Source organism: Methanosarcina sp. 2.H.T.1A.6, assembly GCF_000979455.1.
GTDB lineage: Archaea > Halobacteriota > Methanosarcinia > Methanosarcinales > Methanosarcinaceae > Methanosarcina.
In genome coordinates, this window is the sequence record NZ_JJOY01000049.1 from 92,578 (window position 1) to 107,296 (window position 14,719).

16 protein-coding genes are annotated in these 14,719 nt (G+C 43.0%); 12 read left to right on the plus strand and 4 right to left on the minus strand.

Features of this window, described 5'->3' with window-relative positions:
* The first annotated feature begins 2 nt into the window (after positions 1-2).
* On the plus strand, positions 3-1,229 hold the full coding sequence (locus EO98_RS15230) for an Nre family DNA repair protein (protein WP_048142085.1): 1,227 nt from the start codon (positions 3-5) through the stop codon (positions 1,227-1,229).
* 345 nt (positions 1,230-1,574) lie between these two features.
* On the opposite strand, the gene purC is transcribed toward EO98_RS15230, so the two are convergent.
* Positions 1,575-2,285: a phosphoribosylaminoimidazolesuccinocarboxamide synthase gene (gene purC / locus EO98_RS15235; RefSeq protein ID WP_048134190.1), complete on the minus strand. Its 711-nt coding sequence runs from the start codon at positions 2,283-2,285 to the stop codon at positions 1,575-1,577.
* Between the two features lie 489 nt (positions 2,286-2,774).
* Here purC and EO98_RS15240 point away from each other — a divergent pair, with 489 nt between their 5' ends.
* The 5 genes from EO98_RS15240 to EO98_RS15260 all read left to right on the plus strand — a co-directional run bounded on the left by EO98_RS15240 (position 2,775) and on the right by EO98_RS15260 (position 7,451).
* Positions 2,775-4,061: an ATP-binding protein gene (locus EO98_RS15240; protein ID WP_048142086.1), complete on the plus strand. Its 1,287-nt coding sequence runs from the start codon at positions 2,775-2,777 to the stop codon at positions 4,059-4,061.
* The gene (locus EO98_RS15245; protein WP_048142087.1) at positions 4,058-4,798 is read left to right on the plus strand and encodes an MBL fold metallo-hydrolase; all 741 of its coding nucleotides are present in this window, start codon (positions 4,058-4,060) and stop codon (positions 4,796-4,798) included. The genes EO98_RS15240 and EO98_RS15245 overlap by 4 nt, the downstream gene beginning before the upstream one ends.
* Before the next feature lie 51 nt (positions 4,799-4,849).
* Positions 4,850-6,280, plus strand: a complete 1,431-nt coding sequence (locus EO98_RS15250; RefSeq protein WP_235283755.1) for a deoxyribodipyrimidine photo-lyase — start codon at positions 4,850-4,852, stop codon at positions 6,278-6,280.
* A 296-nt stretch (positions 6,281-6,576) separates the two neighbouring features.
* The gene (locus EO98_RS15255) at positions 6,577-6,903 is read left to right on the plus strand and encodes a hypothetical protein (protein WP_048142089.1); all 327 of its coding nucleotides are present in this window, start codon (positions 6,577-6,579) and stop codon (positions 6,901-6,903) included.
* Positions 6,904-7,217: 314 nt separating this feature from the next.
* Positions 7,218-7,451, plus strand: coding sequence for a DUF378 domain-containing protein (locus EO98_RS15260; RefSeq protein ID WP_048142091.1), 234 nt, complete (start codon positions 7,218-7,220; stop codon positions 7,449-7,451).
* A gap of 245 nt (positions 7,452-7,696) precedes the next feature.
* On the opposite strand, the gene EO98_RS15265 is transcribed toward EO98_RS15260, so the two are convergent.
* Both EO98_RS15265 and EO98_RS15270 read right to left on the minus strand, forming a co-directional pair.
* Positions 7,697-8,179: a peroxiredoxin gene (locus EO98_RS15265; RefSeq protein ID WP_048142093.1), complete on the minus strand. Its 483-nt coding sequence runs from the start codon at positions 8,177-8,179 to the stop codon at positions 7,697-7,699.
* A gap of 156 nt (positions 8,180-8,335) precedes the next feature.
* Complete coding sequence (locus EO98_RS15270) at positions 8,336-9,361, minus strand: hypothetical protein (RefSeq protein ID WP_048142099.1); 1,026 nt, start codon at positions 9,359-9,361, stop codon at positions 8,336-8,338.
* A 139-nt stretch (positions 9,362-9,500) separates the two neighbouring features.
* Between EO98_RS15270 and EO98_RS15275 the strand changes: the two genes are divergently transcribed.
* The 6 genes from EO98_RS15275 to nikR all read left to right on the plus strand — a co-directional run bounded on the left by EO98_RS15275 (position 9,501) and on the right by nikR (position 14,225).
* Positions 9,501-9,830 (plus strand): pyrimidine dimer DNA glycosylase/endonuclease V, encoded by a 330-nt coding sequence (locus EO98_RS15275; RefSeq protein WP_048142101.1) that lies wholly within the window; start codon positions 9,501-9,503, stop codon positions 9,828-9,830.
* A 328-nt stretch (positions 9,831-10,158) separates the two neighbouring features.
* Positions 10,159-10,755: a hypothetical protein gene (locus tag EO98_RS15280; RefSeq protein ID WP_048142500.1), complete on the plus strand. Its 597-nt coding sequence runs from the start codon at positions 10,159-10,161 to the stop codon at positions 10,753-10,755.
* A 51-nt stretch (positions 10,756-10,806) separates the two neighbouring features.
* Positions 10,807-11,136 carry a carboxymuconolactone decarboxylase family protein gene (locus tag EO98_RS15285; protein WP_048142102.1) on the plus strand — a complete coding sequence of 110 codons (330 nt, stop codon included), beginning with the start codon at positions 10,807-10,809 and terminating at the stop codon, positions 11,134-11,136.
* 19 nt (positions 11,137-11,155) lie between these two features.
* Positions 11,156-11,554, plus strand: a complete 399-nt coding sequence (locus EO98_RS15290; protein WP_048142104.1) for a hypothetical protein — start codon at positions 11,156-11,158, stop codon at positions 11,552-11,554.
* Between the two features lie 243 nt (positions 11,555-11,797).
* Positions 11,798-13,156, plus strand: a complete 1,359-nt coding sequence (gene ftsA, locus EO98_RS15295; RefSeq protein ID WP_082098642.1) for a coenzyme F390 synthetase — start codon at positions 11,798-11,800, stop codon at positions 13,154-13,156.
* 646 nt (positions 13,157-13,802) lie between these two features.
* Positions 13,803-14,225 carry a nickel-responsive transcriptional regulator NikR gene (gene nikR, locus EO98_RS15300; RefSeq protein WP_048134162.1) on the plus strand — a complete coding sequence of 141 codons (423 nt, stop codon included), beginning with the start codon at positions 13,803-13,805 and terminating at the stop codon, positions 14,223-14,225.
* Positions 14,226-14,328: 103 nt separating this feature from the next.
* On the opposite strand, the gene EO98_RS15305 is transcribed toward nikR, so the two are convergent.
* Positions 14,329-14,685 carry a helix-turn-helix transcriptional regulator gene (locus tag EO98_RS15305; RefSeq protein ID WP_048134160.1) on the minus strand — a complete coding sequence of 119 codons (357 nt, stop codon included), beginning with the start codon at positions 14,683-14,685 and terminating at the stop codon, positions 14,329-14,331.
* Between the last annotated feature and the right edge of the window lie 34 nt (positions 14,686-14,719).

Sequence of the window (14,719 nt, forward strand, 5' to 3'; positions counted from 1 at the left end):
AGGTGAAAGACCCACTGTGTATCAAGTGCAAGGGAAAAGGACTTTGTGGGCGCCCCCGCTGCCCAATTCTTGAAAAATTTAAATCCTTGCAATCAATTTCACCTGTAATCTCAGGAGATTCTGTATTTGGAGCTTCTCCCCCGGCTCTTTTTGTCGGAAGCCACGGTTACCCCAGGGTTTCGGCGGGCCCCCTGATCCCTCCCTTAGCAACGGAAAACGAAGCTTTGCTTTTCGAAGACCCTTCAGCCTGGGGAAACATGCAGATCGAAGATATCATCTCCATGCGCTCCCGTATGGTCAGGGCAAACACGAGCCTGCATATAAAAGATGCACGGAGCAAAGAAAATCCTCTTCTGGTGAAGGCTCAGGAACTGGCGCTTTCCAGTAAGCCAGTAGATACTGAAGCCTGGTTTTTTAAAGCCCCAAAACAGGAACTCAAGTTCGATGCAGTCCTTACGCCTATGGGCCCTTCCGGGCTTATGAAAAACTTTGAGCTTGCCGAAAACCCGGATGTCCCTAAAAAAGTGGACTACCTGGTCTATGATACCGATGCCCTTGCAAAAGACGCTGTTACCGAACTTTTAAACAGTGATGTTTCTACTGAACATATCACGCGCCTTTTTTCGATAGGCCTGCTCGGGAAAGAACGTAAAATAGTGCCTACCCGCTGGTCTATCACAGCTGTGGACGATATGGCAGGAAAGGAACTTGCAGACCGCATAAGGGACTTTCCGTGGGTTTCTGACATTAAGCTTTTCAGCGGAACACATTTCGGAAACCATTTTGAGGTCCTCATCCTTCCGCGGGCTTATTCTTTCGAACTGATTGAAATCTGGCTCCCAAAAACAGTCTGGTCCGGGGAATCAAGCTGGATAGGAGAGGACAGCGAAAGCCTTGACGGAAAAAAAGGCTATTCTCCTCTTGCAGGGGGTTATTATGCATCAAGGCTTCCTGTGCTTGAGTACCTGACTGAAATCAAAAGACAGGCTGCGGTCTTTGTGCTGAGGGAAATAACTCCTGATTACTGGGCTCCTCTCGGGGTCTGGGTGGTCAGGGAGGGCATGAGAAAAGCTCTTCAAAATCCTCCTAAAACCTTTGATTCCCTGGAAGCGGCAGTTTCGGACCTTGCGGAAAGGGTAAAAACCCCAAAATCAGAGTGGATGCCGCAGGCAAAGATGCTTTCTGACTTCCGGTTCCAGACCACGCTTGATTTCTTTTTAAAAACATGATTAAGTTAAAAAAAGAATATTCTAATCATTCGGAAGCCGTAAGGGACTCCACCAGGATGTATATTTCCGATTACAGGTGGATAATCTCACCTTATAATGTTTTTCGTTTTTATTTCTTTGTCGCAAAGAGCTTGAAAAATATGCAAAAACCTCAGGGACAGGGTTTCCTGAATAATTTGTAATTTAAAAAATTCGCAATGTGTTGTAAAATTAATGTGTTGTAAAATAAAATTAAGTGTGGATAGGTCCACAAAGCCAAAAGTAATATTCCAAAAGTAATATTCCAAAAGAAGGATTTGAAAGCCTTTTCAGGCTTCTTCAAACCTTCAATCTTTCCCAGGCTTATTAAAAGATCTCGGGCACAATGCGCCGGGCAACTTCTTCATAAGCTTTGGAAATGTCGCCTTTGTCAAATCTGAAGACATCTTTGTCCATGGACTGGCCGGTTTTCTTATCCCAGAAACGGCAGGTGTCGCAGGAAATTTCATCGGCAAGGATTATTTCCCCGTCCCTTCTTCCAAACTCAAGCTTGAAGTCGGGAAGCAGGATTCCTTTCTCGTCAAGGTAGGGCACAAGCAGCTCGTTGATCCTGAGCGCAAGCTTCCGGAGTGCAGCAAGTTCTTCGCGTGTTGCAACACCAAGCGCAACAGCGATGTCATCATTCAGCATTGGATCTCCGTACTCGTCGCTTTTGAAATCAAAAACGATAACCGGGAACTCGAAAATAGTACCTTCTTTCAGAGGGTATTTCTTTGTAATAGAACCCGCGGCAATGTTTCTAACAATAACCTCGATCTTTATGATTTCTACTTTCTTTACAAGCATATCGATGTCAGAAAGCATGCTGACAAAATGTGTTTTCATCCCGCTGGCTTCCAGCATCTCAAATATCTTTTTTGAGATCTGGGCATTGTAGTAACCCTTCCTTTCCATCTCGCCTTTCTTTTCTCCGTTGAACGCGGTCAGGCTGTTTCGGAATTCGGCGATAAAGGTGTCGGGATTATCTGTCGCATAGATAGTCTTTGCTTTCCCTGAATAGAGTTGTTCTCTTTTCATGCAGTGGTCCTCTCTAGGGATAATTTTTGATTTCCTTAGATAGAGAGATTTTCCGGAAAAATTATCCCGGAATAACAGTAACTTTAATATATGAGCTCTTTAATAACGCTTTGAGCATTTCAGAAGCGGATATGGAATATGTACCGGAACTGGATGCCTTATGGTAGTGATTGAATCACTTCCTGAACTCACAAAGATACTCCCTGAAACTCGAGATGGTTGCAGATTTGCAGAGATTTTTTCCTGAAATATACTCTCGGTTTCATGAAGAGACGGAGTAAATGATAAAGTCTTTCTGCTAGATAAAGTTATCATCTCCTGCCGGTTTTCTGTCCTTCCGCAGAGTCTGTCTCCTGCTTCGTAAATTATATCATTGAAGAAAATCAATTAATAGTTTTAACGACTTACTCAAAGAATTAAGAACTTACATCACTTGAGCGCCCACCACCTAATTAAAGACCCATCTCAATATGCAACGGATAAAAAAACATGTCAGGAATTATACTAGACATAGTAGAGCTACTGCTGACCGCAGAGATCTATAACCGCTATCCAGAACTGGATGTAAATGACCTTCCCAAAAATATCCGGAAAAGTTACTGGAACAGCACAGAAAAAACGGTTCCCAAACCCATTATAGCTTCATTTGTCAGGATCGAAAAACTATATGGGATCAAAGATATCGAAAAAAGTGTACGGAATGTACCTTTCATATCCATTGACAGGGCTCACTTTGAACTCCGCCTGAGCGCATTTGAACTTGCCGCGGAATGGCTTGAAAAACAGGAAGGATCTCTGGAGAGAATAGATAACAATCCAGTCCTTGCTTATTATTTTGGAGAAATCAGGAAGGATGAAGTTGCAAACTATGCAGCTGCAAAAGCAAAGATCAGGCCAAAGGAAGTCGACAGGGAATGGATCGAATCTCTGATAGCTGAAATCAGGAAAGAAGACAAGAGCGAAGAAATGCTCAAGCTCGTTGTCATTATCGCTCCTGAAGACGTCAAACAGAAAGTCAAGGACCTTGTGCTCACCGAAGAACAGGAAGACGAAATTGAAAAAATTATGAAAGCCATCAAGCACAGGGAATACCTGCGGGAGATAGGGCTGCATGATATTGGAAAACTCCTGTTTGTCGGGCCTCCGGGCACCGGAAAAACCTCAGTTGCCCGTGCACTTTCAGAACAGCTCTCCATTCCCTTTGTTGAGGTCAAACTCTCAATGATTACGGATCAGTACCTTGGCGAGACTGCAAAAAACATAGATCGTGTTTTCCTGCTTGCAAAAAAGCTGAATCCCTGCATCCTTTTCATAGACGAGCTGGACTTTGTTGCAAAAGCCAGGACTTCAGACGAAAATGCTGCAATCAAGAGGGCGGTCAATACTCTCCTGAAAGCTATAGATGAAATCAGCCTGGTAGAGCATGGAGTCCTTCTGATTGCTGCAACAAACCACCCTCGGATGCTTGACAGTGCAGCGTGGAGGCGTTTTGACGAAATCGTCCATTTCCCTCTGCCTGACCTTGGTATGCGTAAAAATATCCTGGACATTGTGACCCGGCACATAGAGGGAGACTTTGATACCGGAGAGATTGCGTCACTGACAGAGAATTATTCGGGTTCTGACCTGCGCATGGTTATCAGGGAAGCTGTCCTGAGTGCTCTTCTGGAAGAACGCAAGGTACTTACCCAGCAGGACCTGCTGGAAGCAGTAAAGTCCTTTGATGAAAGGGCAAATCTCAAATCCGATGAATATAAAGGGAAGAGTTCTTCATGAAACTAACTCTGCTCGGGACCGGTGATGCTGTTGGGACTCCTAAAATCGGCTGTAACTGCCCGGCATGCACTGATGCCCTTGAAGGTGGAAAAAGCCAACGCCTTCGTTTTTCTATCCTTGTGGAGTCTGATCAGGGTAAAATTCTTATTGATACCAGTCCTGATCTCAGGCAGCAGTTTCTCAAGCAAAAGCTTTCGGGCATAGACGGGGTAATCTGGACACATGGTCACTACGACCACTACGCAGGTTTCGGGGAGTTTTATCGGGTCCAAAATAAAGTTGCTGTCTATGGAGTTAGAGAAACTCTGGACTACATAGACCAGTACGTTTCTTTCCTGAAACCCAGGTACCACTACGTAAATTTCTATGAACCCTTCGAATTAATCGGGCTTCAGTTCACCCTTTTTAAGGTTTCCCACCCTCCGGTAGAAACCCCTGCAGGCGTTGTTATCCAGGAGGGGAATACCAGGGTTGTGGTCACCAGTGATACGAACCCGGAGATTCCTGAAAAAAGCCTGGAGTTTATGAAGGAGCCGGATCTTCTTATTGCAGATGCTATAGTTCCTCCGCAAATCCATATCAAGAAACACATGAACTCGGAAGAAGCTCTGGCACTTGCACAAAAACTCAATGCAAAAGAAGTGGTCCTGACCCACCTCAGCCATCTCTACCGCCCGCACCATATCGAATCGATGTTTTTGCCCCTGGGGTATGACGGGCAGGTCTTTGAGTTTTAATCTTTTTTAAAACCGGAACTTCTTTTTAAACGCAATTTCCATTTTTATTATTTGGATGTTAGTTCTATATATCCCGGAACTCCAAAACTGGGTATGAACCCTAAACGCATCAGGACTCTTAAACCGGGGAAATCAGGGGAAGGGCCTGTTGTTTACTGGATGAGCCGTGACCAGAGGGTTGAAGACAACTGGGCTCTACTGTTTTCCCGGGCAATAGCACAGGAGGCTGATGTACCGGTAGCCGTGGTTTTCTGCCTGACAGAAGAGTTTTTGGGGGCTGGAAGAAGGCATTATGAATTCATGCTCAAAGGGCTGCAGGAACTTGAGGTTGCCCTTTCCCGGAAAAAGATTCCCTTCTTCTTCCTGGAAGGAGACCCCGGGCAAAGAATTCCTCATTTTGTAAATAAATGCGGAGCAGGGACTCTTGTTACTGATTTCAGCCCACTTCGTGTAAAGGCTGAGTGGATTGAAAAAATTATTTCTGCTATCAAAATTCCATTTTTTGAGGTCGATGCCCACAATGTTGTCCCATGCTGGGAAGCTTCTCCAAAACAGGAGTATGCTGCACATACTTTTCGCCCTAAACTCTATGGGCACCTCTCTGAGTTTCTGGAGGAATTTCCAGAACTTGAGCCGAACTCCGAATATTCTGAAATTTCATCCGGCATCGGTATGCAGGAAATTTTATCCAACATACAGGAAACCGGAATTAAAGCTCTTCTCCCCTGGAAACTCTCTGGCAAAGATAATGATTCCCTCTTTGAGCCTGAGCATTTCAAGCCCGGGGAAAAAGCTGCAAGAAAGGTAATGGAGAGTTTTCTTGCAGAGAGGCTTGACTCTTACAATGCCCTGAGGAATGATCCAACAAGGAATGGGGTATCGGGACTCTCCCCTTACCTGCACTTCGGACAGATTTCGGCTCAGAGAGTTGCACTTGAGGTTGAAAAGGCAAAAACAGACCCAGAGTCTAAGAAAGCCTTCCTGGATGAGCTTCTTATCTGGAAAGAGATTGCGGACAATTTTTGCTATTACAATCCCAGGTATGAAAGCTTTGAAAGTTTTCCTAACTGGGCAAAGGAATCCCTGAATGCGCACAGGCAGGATAGGAGGAAATACCTCTACACTCCGGAAGAATTCGAAGCCGGGAAGACGCATGATCCCCTCTGGAACGCAAGCCAGATGGAACTTCTCCGTACCGGAAAAATGCATGGTTACATGCGCATGTACTGGGCAAAAAAAATTCTGGAATGGAGCGAATCTCCCGAAAAAGCCCTTGAAATTGCAATCTGCCTGAATGACAGATATGAACTGGACGGAAGAGACCCCAATGGCTATGCTGGAATTGCCTGGAGCATCGGGGGAGTCCATGACCGGGCCTGGAAGGAGAGAGAAGTAATAGGAAAAATCAGATATATGAGTTATGAGGGCTGTAAAAGGAAATTCGACGTTAAATCATATATTGCAAAATATTCAGCTCTGTAGAAATCCTCAATTTTATCTATATAACTTCTTCCAGTTTTTTATTTATGTTGTATACTATGATTTTAACTTTTACCGATATGCATACAGGCATATTAAAGCTTCAATTTGCGTTTTTCCCCGATAATTGTAGTGTTTCGCCTGCTACCATAAACTGGGATTAAAATTGATTTATTTCTTTAGATAGACTGGCCTTTAAACCTGCAATCAGCAGGTAAACATAATTCGCATTGAAGCATTAAGTTAATATTTATCCTACCATTTTTATTTTATAAAACGAATTTATACGGTGTACAGGCGTGAATCAGCATTACTTTTCTTTGGCTAATTATTATAAGTATTTCATAGGTCTTGACGGCATTATACTTACTTTCTTAATAATAAAGAGCTATCCAGCTGTTTTTAATTTAGAAACAAAAGCTAGCTTTTTTATTATGTTAGTAGGAGCATTTTGTGTGTTTATTGATAATTGGAACCGAAAATCAATAGCTTACAGATTATATGTTGAACTATATGAAAATGAATCTCAAGCTAATTCTGACTACAAAGCTGGTAAAATATTTATAAACTTAATTTTTTATGTGATCTCTATCTATTTAATATCTGGTATATTTGGTGCTCTCTGACACTCACCCATAGGCTTTCATGAAGGGATTATTTAACCTGGGCGGGAGGTGAAAAACCCGCCCGCCGGATTCGACGAAAGGACAGGCTTATTATACATTATTTTTTAATACAATATTTAACATCCAACCCTGCTTTTTATAATAAATCTTTGAGAAATTTGAATAGAATATTCGAATTTAAAGGCTTATTACATTCCCCCCTTTTTTAGATTAGTCACATATAAATACAAGTACACCCAATTTTAATACAGGGATTTTTATATTTATCCCCGTTATAGAAAACCGAAATATAAAGTAAAAAGGGAGTGATACTTATGGCAGTAAGAAATCCTGTAGACCTGATCGCCCTTATACTTGTTATAGTGGGCGGATTAAACTGGGGGCTTGTAGGACTCTTTGATTTTAACCTCGTAACTGCTATCTTTGGGGAAGGAAGCACTCTTTCGAGAATTATCTACATACTTGTTGGGCTTGCAGCGCTTTATATGGTCTATTTCACTGTAAGAGCTGAAACATACCAGACTCATGAGACCCCAGTACGTCACTAAGTAAAAAAGATTGGAAAAGCTCTTTTCCAGTGTAATACTGTGAAAGGGCCTTAACCAGCTATATTTTTTTATGGAAGGCTGGATATAAAATTAAGATAAGGTTATTTTTTTAGAAATTCTATTCTTATTTCTTTTATCTTTATTTTTATCTAATTTTTCGATTATACTAAATCTCAGGTTTTACACGTATTAACAAATTTTGATACATGTAATTTTACTGATATTTATTATAACTTCTTCTCATTTCACTTCTCTTTCCATTTTTTCAATTCCGAAAGCACTTTCTCGGCGTGCCCTGCGGATTTAACGTTATCCCATACCCTTACAATTTTTCCTTCTGGGTTGATAAGGAAAGTTGTCCGGACAGCGCTTATGACATCCTTGCCCCTAAAGTGTTTGGGGTGCAGGACATCATATTTTCCATGGACTTCCGCCTGCTCGTCGGAAAGCAGTTTTATTTTAAGTTCTTTTATTTCTATAAATTTCCTGTGAGATTCCTCACTATCCCTGCTGACTCCCAGAACAACTGCGTTTTCAGCTTCGAAATCTTTTCTCAGGCAGCTGAAATTTTTGGCTTCCAGGCTGCAGCCCGGAGTGTTGTCCCTCGGATAAAAGTACAGGACTACCCATTTTCCCCTGAGGTTCTCAAGGCATGTCCGATTTCCTTCCTGATCAGGAAGACAAAAATCAGGTGCAATTTGTCCTGATTCCAGTGATGTCTTTGCCATATTTTTCCCCCTGGTAAGTCCGTGCCGCTTATATGCGGTTACTAAATAAATATTTAAAAATCATAGAACTTAATCTTATCATACAAGTTATATTTTTAACGTATTATTATTCTTACTCTGGTTCTCTTATATCTTTTGTTTGCCCCTGCTCGCAGCTCATCTTTTTCTCCTCCAGGGCAGGACTGCCGCTTCAAACGCCAGAATCGGTCCTATGAACCAGCCTGCCCAGAGTAAAAGCCCTGCAAGCCCGAGCCCGAAAAAGTAAAACTGTTTTCGTGTCGATTTTATGCCATATCCTTCATTCTTCAGACTAAGAATAAGAGCTGTAATTCCAAGCCCAATGCTGGCAAGAGCCAGAAAGACAGTAATGATTACTTCGGGAGAATACGAGCTTCTGCTCAGTGAAACCAGCATCTGGAATATAAAAGACAAACCTGTGCCCAGAAAGAAAAGGCCTGCAAAAATCCCTGCCCAGCGCGCCGGATTGAACCCGGCGGCAGCTTCCTTTTTAAGTGAAATTGCAAGAATTCCGGTTGCAAGAGTTACTCCCAGCGGGAAGAAGATAAAAGGCAGGCTCTGTCCTTCCCAGCGGTAGGTCCTTATCTGGTTCAGAGGAATTAACAGCCACTCGATAAGGGAAAAAATTTCCCTGTATCCCAGAATAACCCCATAATTGCCTCCCCCCTCAATAGAACTCACTGCTGCATAGTATGTGCCGCTTTCCGGGGCCTGGAGGTCTGCCCGGGCAAGGGAGTAAAAGGCGCTCGGTGTAAATCCTTCATATGTTGCGCTTTCAGGTATCTTTCCCGAAAAGACCTTTGCTCCATATCCTTCAGGCACTTCTGCGGTTTCTGGCACTTCTCCTTCGTTAGCAAGCCCGGGTCCCATAAGGATCAGGTCCGGAGTATAAATCTGGCCCTCCTTCCCGGCAGGGACAATAAGTCCAAGTACGATCCTCTCCCCTTTTTCCATCTTAAAACTGTAGTACTGAACATCTGCGCCTGAAAGCTGTCCGTAAAGGACTCTGGATTTTGTAGGATTTTCTACGGAAGTTGCGGTTTCAGGGCTTTTGCCTCCCTCTCCGAAGGTCGGAACATGAGCAATCACAGGAGTGAGCAAAAAATACATTCCCGCCACTAAAATAACCATTAAGGCATAATATCTTAATCTCCATCGTTTCATAGACTATATTCTCACATGCTGTCAGTAAATAGGTATCAGAATCTGGAATAAGAACCAAACCCCCGGACTTAAGTTCAGGCTTAAAAGCTTAAAATTTCCTGCCGAAAGCCCTTTTTAAAATGCATTCAAAGTTCATCATATGAGAATCTGGGACATCCCTCCTGAAAATATGTGCAGGCAGCATCTTCTCGGGGAACACCGTGAATTGCACGCCCTGTGGTCCATAATTACCAATAACAAAAAAGCTTATGCCCACCATCCCGAGACCCTGCGCTGGAAGGGAAAACTAAAAGCTCTCTACCTGAGACATGAAGCCCTTGTGGAAGAAATGCTGAGGAGGGGGTATAAGCATCATACCCCTCTTGACCCTGCTCTTGCGACAGGAAACGCTTTCCAGGATGAGTTTGTGAATACCTATGAGGAACAGGTCAGGATCCTGAAAGAAAGAGGGTGCGAGTGCAGGGTCTGACTGTAAGCTTCAGAAAACTCGCAGGTCCCTTCCCATAAAACACGTAAATCCCGGATTTTCGTCGAGTTTTATCTCAACTTTATTTGAGGATTTCTATTCTTTTTTCTCTAAACCACTGATAATGCCACGTTTTTTCTATCCATAACTGCATATATAGTTATCGACAATTTTTTATACTATTAACTCATAAGTATAGAGAGACAACACCTGTCCTGAGAAGGGCTGTTCGAGAACTCATGAAGAAGTGAGATCGTGAAAAAGTCAGGTGTTGAAGCAGTTCACATTAAAAATGCTAATTCTGGATCATATGGGGATCGAAGGAACTTCAATGACTCTTGTGCTGAATGAAGAGGAAATATGGGTTCTTGAATGTATAAAAGAGGCCCATATAGACCGGGGCTTTCATATTCGGGATGTTATCAAAAAAGCAAAAGCCGGATATGGGTTATCAAGGTCAACAGTTTACGAAATAGTGGGCTATCTGGAGTTTCACGGCCTTATAAAGACAAATAAAGCCGGGAACAGGGAACTTGACAAGTCCATAGCTTATTTTGTAACGTGCCCGGGGTGCGGGAAGGAAATTCCGGGAAGTGAATACATCAAAGAGAATGGAGGAGCAATCTGTGAGGACTGTTATCTGGAAGGGCACCAGAAAATAAAGTTTGCAGATCCTATGGCAGTGCGTTCCAAAAAGCTTTTCAGAAAACAGCACGGGTTTGAAGGATCCGACGGACTGACCGAACTGCAAAAAGAAATCTATAATTTTATCCTGGAGGAAGGGGGGGCTACCCCCGAAAAGATCTCGAAGCTTTTCGAGCTCACCTTACAGGAAACCAGGAACCAGTTTGCAATACTGCGGCACTGTGAGCTTTTGAAGTGGAGAAAAATGGGGGAAGAAATGTACATGGTGCCTTTTGATTCTTAAATTTTTTCATATGATTTATATCTACGATCTGAAGTACTCAGAGGTGAGAGGTTGACAGAAAAAATCGATATGAACGAAAGGCTGGAATCAATGGCCGGGCAACTTCCTGAAGTAATGAACGCCCTTATGGGGCTTCATTCCGAAGTCGTCAAAGACGGGGCTTTAAGCGCCAGAACAAAAGAGCTGATGATGGTAGGGATTGCAGTTGCCCTGCGCTGTGAGTACTGCCTCTGGAAACACGTTCCTGAGGCTGTAAGACTTGGAGCGACCCGTGAAGAGGTTCTTGAGGCTGTGAGCACTGCAATAGTGATGGCTGGAGGACCTGCCGTAGCTTACGGGTCAGTAGTTGTCCTCAAAATTCTGGATGAACTGGATGTCTGAAACTCCGGAGGGATAAAAGATGGCAGAAGAAATAACCTGTCCTGCCGCGTGTGCGGTCTGCGGGCGTGAACTGGCAGGAGAAGACAGTATCAAAGAAGGAGATCAGGTTTTTTGTGAGGATTGCTATATAGAGGGTCACCATAAAATTCAGGCATGTAATCCCTGGGCAGTCCGTTCTAAAAAAATCTTCAGGGAAGAAGCCGGGCTTGAAGGTACTGATGGTCTTACAGACCTGCAAAAAGCCATTTATGAATTCATTGTTTCCAGGGGTGGGGTAAAAAAGGAAGAAATTGCAGAAAAATTTGGGATGTCTCCCCGGGAAACCGAAAACCAGTTTGCTCTCCTGAGGCACTGCGAGCTGTTAAAAGGACAAAAAAGGGCAGATGGCGTATATCTTGTGCCTTTTGGGGACAAATAATTTAAAAAATGTGTGAATTATTTATTTTTTCTTTTTAAATATACCGGGATCCTTATTGATTTATTCCAACTGCTCTCCCATATTCATGGCTGTGTGCCTGTCCAAAACTGTTTCATAATTGAAGATCAAATTCATATTTGGAGCCAATAAATAACAGGTTTTTACGGGTCATAAGGTAAAAAACTCCGATGTTTATCGCGGGGCAGTTCACATGGCGAAAGGCTCCAATAGGGGTGTTTTATATTGGATAGCTCAAAACCTTACTTTAATCCGGAAATCGAGATCATGGGGAGGGGAGAACTCGATGCTCTCATTGAGGAACGAGTGCGATACACGGTAAAGTATGCGGCTGAAAATTCTCCTTTTTACAGAAAATGGTTTGAAAAACACAGAGTAAGTCCCGGGGATATCAAAACCCATGAGGACCTCCTTGAACTTCCAATCATATCCGGAAAGACTATCCGGGAAAACCAGCCTCCTGATATGAAGGATTTTATGTTCAGGAGTGTAGGCTGGGGAGATGTTTTTACCATTCATGAGACCAGCGGCACGAGTGGGACCCCAAAGAGTTTTTTCCTTACCTGGGAGGACTGGGAACGCTATGCAGAAAAATACGCCCGGATTTTCAGGTCTCAGGGTTTCGGGCCTGGAGACAGGGTCGTTGTCTGTGCTGCCTACGGCATGAATGTGGGGGCAAACACCATGACCCTTGCTGCCAGGCAGCTGGGTATGAGCATTATCCCTGAGGGCAAGTGCACTTTTCCTCTGCGTGTTATTGAAGCCTACAGGCCGACAGGCATAGTAGGCAGCGTATTCAAGCTCCTTAACCTCGCACGCAGAATGAATGCTGAGGGAATCGATCCCCGGCAGTCAGGTATTAACAAACTGGTTGTGGGAGGTGAAGCCTTCGCTGATGAATCAAGAAATTATCTCTCGGAAATCTGGGGTTGTCCTGTGTATAATACCTACGGAAGTACGGAAGGGACGATGTGTGGGGAATGCAGTGAAATTACAGGGCTGCATGTTCCTGAGGATTTTGTCCATCTTGATGTTTACGACCCGCACCTGGAGAATTTCGTGCCTGACGGTGAATGTGGGAGAGTCATCTTGAGTACACTTCTGCCTGTTGGAGCAAAAGCGGGCAACCTTCTCTTAAATTATGATACTGAAGACACTACTGTCGTCCTTACGCGCAAAACATGCTCCTGCGGAAGGACTCACATGAAAATACTCACCCCCCAGAGAGAGGCAGAAACAGTATGGGTTGAAGGAACTCCTTTTAACCGCGTTGATGTCGAAAGGGGTGTATTCCAGAGTGGGAACATGGACTACCTGACAGGAGAGTATGAGGCTTTTCTTTACGGCGGAGAAGATGAGGGAGAAACCGTACTGAGGGTCAGTATGGAATGCGAAAACCCCGATACCTGTGACAGAGACCTTATAATGGAAAACTTCATCCACTCTTTCCTTAAATATAAACATCCCCTCTCCAGGGCTTATGAAGACGGTACTTTCAAGATCCTTTTCAACTTCACGGATCCCCGCGGGCTTGAGCTGTACAAAATTAAGGGAAGACCGAAGAGGCTTGTGGACAGACGATAACTGGAAAGAGCGAGCAGTGTAATAAGTAAAAAGGATGATGACTAACTGGAAGTATAGGGGATGACTGATATCGATAGTTAAAAGGAAAATAGAACTGTTTATTCAATGACTCTCTATTCAATGACTCTCTATTCAATGACTCTCTATTCAATGACTCTCTATTCAATGACTCTCTATTCAATGACTCTCTATTCAATGACTCTCTATTCAATGACTCTCTATTCAATGACTCTCTATTCAATGATTCTCTATTCAATGATTCTCTATTCAATGATTCTCTTGTTTCTTTTAATTTATTTGTTTTGATTGGTTTATTTAGTTTATTGGTTTGATTGGTTTATTTGTTATTTCGTCTGAACTCCCAAATCTCCTTTTAACAGATTCGGTTATTTATTTTTTTTGAATTCTTTTCCTTTTGTTTTTATTTTTTATTTATTTTTGTCTCTTTTATTTTTGTATGGACGCTTTACCCCTTTCATATATGCTAAGTTTTATAGTTCCCAAACATTAATATACTGAGGGATGAATTAACATATGAGCACAACTCTTTTATATTAATGGACAAGTGAATAAAACATATATAGTAATACTTACAATAACTTGATGTATTATCTTTCGGATAAATTGCAAATTACTTGGTGATACGATGGAAACAGAACTTATGAGGATAGGGGTCTCCCTGCCCGACACCCTTCTTAGTAAATTTGATGAGATTATTGAAAAAAGAGGTTACTCTTCCCGTTCGGAAGGCATAAGGGACGCCATCAGGAGTTACATTTCTTACTACGAGTGGATGGGCGACATTAAAGGTCATCGCGTCGGGACTGTTGCTGTTATATATGACCATACAAAGCGCGGGCTTTCAAACGCCCTTGCAGATATCCAGCACCACTACTCTCCCCTGATTAAGTCCTCCGTACACATCCACCTGGATCACGATAACTGTTTTGAAGTAATCGTTCTGGATGGGGATGGCGAAGAAATTAAAGAGCTTGCTGAAGCTATAATGTCTCTTAAAGGAGTGAAATTCTCAAAGCTAACTACGGTATCCTCAAACGAAAAAATCTAATTTTATCCTTCCGGGATACGAATCCACATACAGATAGTATTAATTGTGAGTGTTGAGGGTCTCCAGACTTATTAAATGGTAAAAAGTCCCTCAATTCCTTCAGTTAACTTTTTTCAAAGTGTTTTTCAATGTGCTTCAGGAGCAGGGTTCCAAATTCCGTAAGGTCGTAGATCTGGAAACTGCGTTCTCTCCTTGAATCCACGAGCCCTGCTTCCTTTAAGAGCTTGAGGTGGTAAGAAAGGGCAGAGTGCTTCTGGTCCGTAGCTTCAACAAGGACACAGACGCAGAGGCTCTGGACTTCGAGAGCTTTAAGAATTCTCAGGCGGGTCGGATCTGCAAGAACCTTGAACAGACTTACGATTTCTTCTACGTCTTCATTCAGTGCCGTGTGAACAGCCTCGAGCACATCTTCCGGAAGGGAATAAGCATCCCGGACTTCGATTATTTTTTTCTCAGACATTTCTTCCACTCAGACATTTTTACGCTTTTTTCAA

Excerpts from the sequence above, each read along its gene's own strand:
- EO98_RS15240 (WP_048142086.1), top strand. The coding sequence starts at position 2,775 with ATGTCAGGAATTATACTAGACATAGTAGAGCTACTGCTGACCGCAGAG.
- EO98_RS15245 (WP_048142087.1), top strand. The coding sequence starts at position 4,058 with ATGAAACTAACTCTGCTCGGGACCGGTGATGCTGTTGGGACTCCTAAA.
- EO98_RS15270 (WP_048142099.1), bottom strand. The coding sequence starts at position 9,361 with ATGAAACGATGGAGATTAAGATATTATGCCTTAATGGTTATTTTAGTG.
- EO98_RS15280 (WP_048142500.1), top strand. The coding sequence starts at position 10,159 with ATGACTCTTGTGCTGAATGAAGAGGAAATATGGGTTCTTGAATGTATA.
- EO98_RS15275 (WP_048142101.1), top strand. The coding sequence starts at position 9,501 with ATGAGAATCTGGGACATCCCTCCTGAAAATATGTGCAGGCAGCATCTT.
- nikR (WP_048134162.1), top strand. The coding sequence starts at position 13,803 with ATGGAAACAGAACTTATGAGGATAGGGGTCTCCCTGCCCGACACCCTT.
- EO98_RS15305 (WP_048134160.1), bottom strand. The coding sequence starts at position 14,685 with ATGTCTGAGAAAAAAATAATCGAAGTCCGGGATGCTTATTCCCTTCCG.
- EO98_RS15290 (WP_048142104.1), top strand. The coding sequence starts at position 11,156 with ATGGCAGAAGAAATAACCTGTCCTGCCGCGTGTGCGGTCTGCGGGCGT.
- purC (WP_048134190.1), bottom strand. The coding sequence starts at position 2,285 with ATGAAAAGAGAACAACTCTATTCAGGGAAAGCAAAGACTATCTATGCG.
- EO98_RS15260 (WP_048142091.1), top strand. The coding sequence starts at position 7,218 with ATGGCAGTAAGAAATCCTGTAGACCTGATCGCCCTTATACTTGTTATA.
- EO98_RS15265 (WP_048142093.1), bottom strand. The coding sequence starts at position 8,179 with ATGGCAAAGACATCACTGGAATCAGGACAAATTGCACCTGATTTTTGT.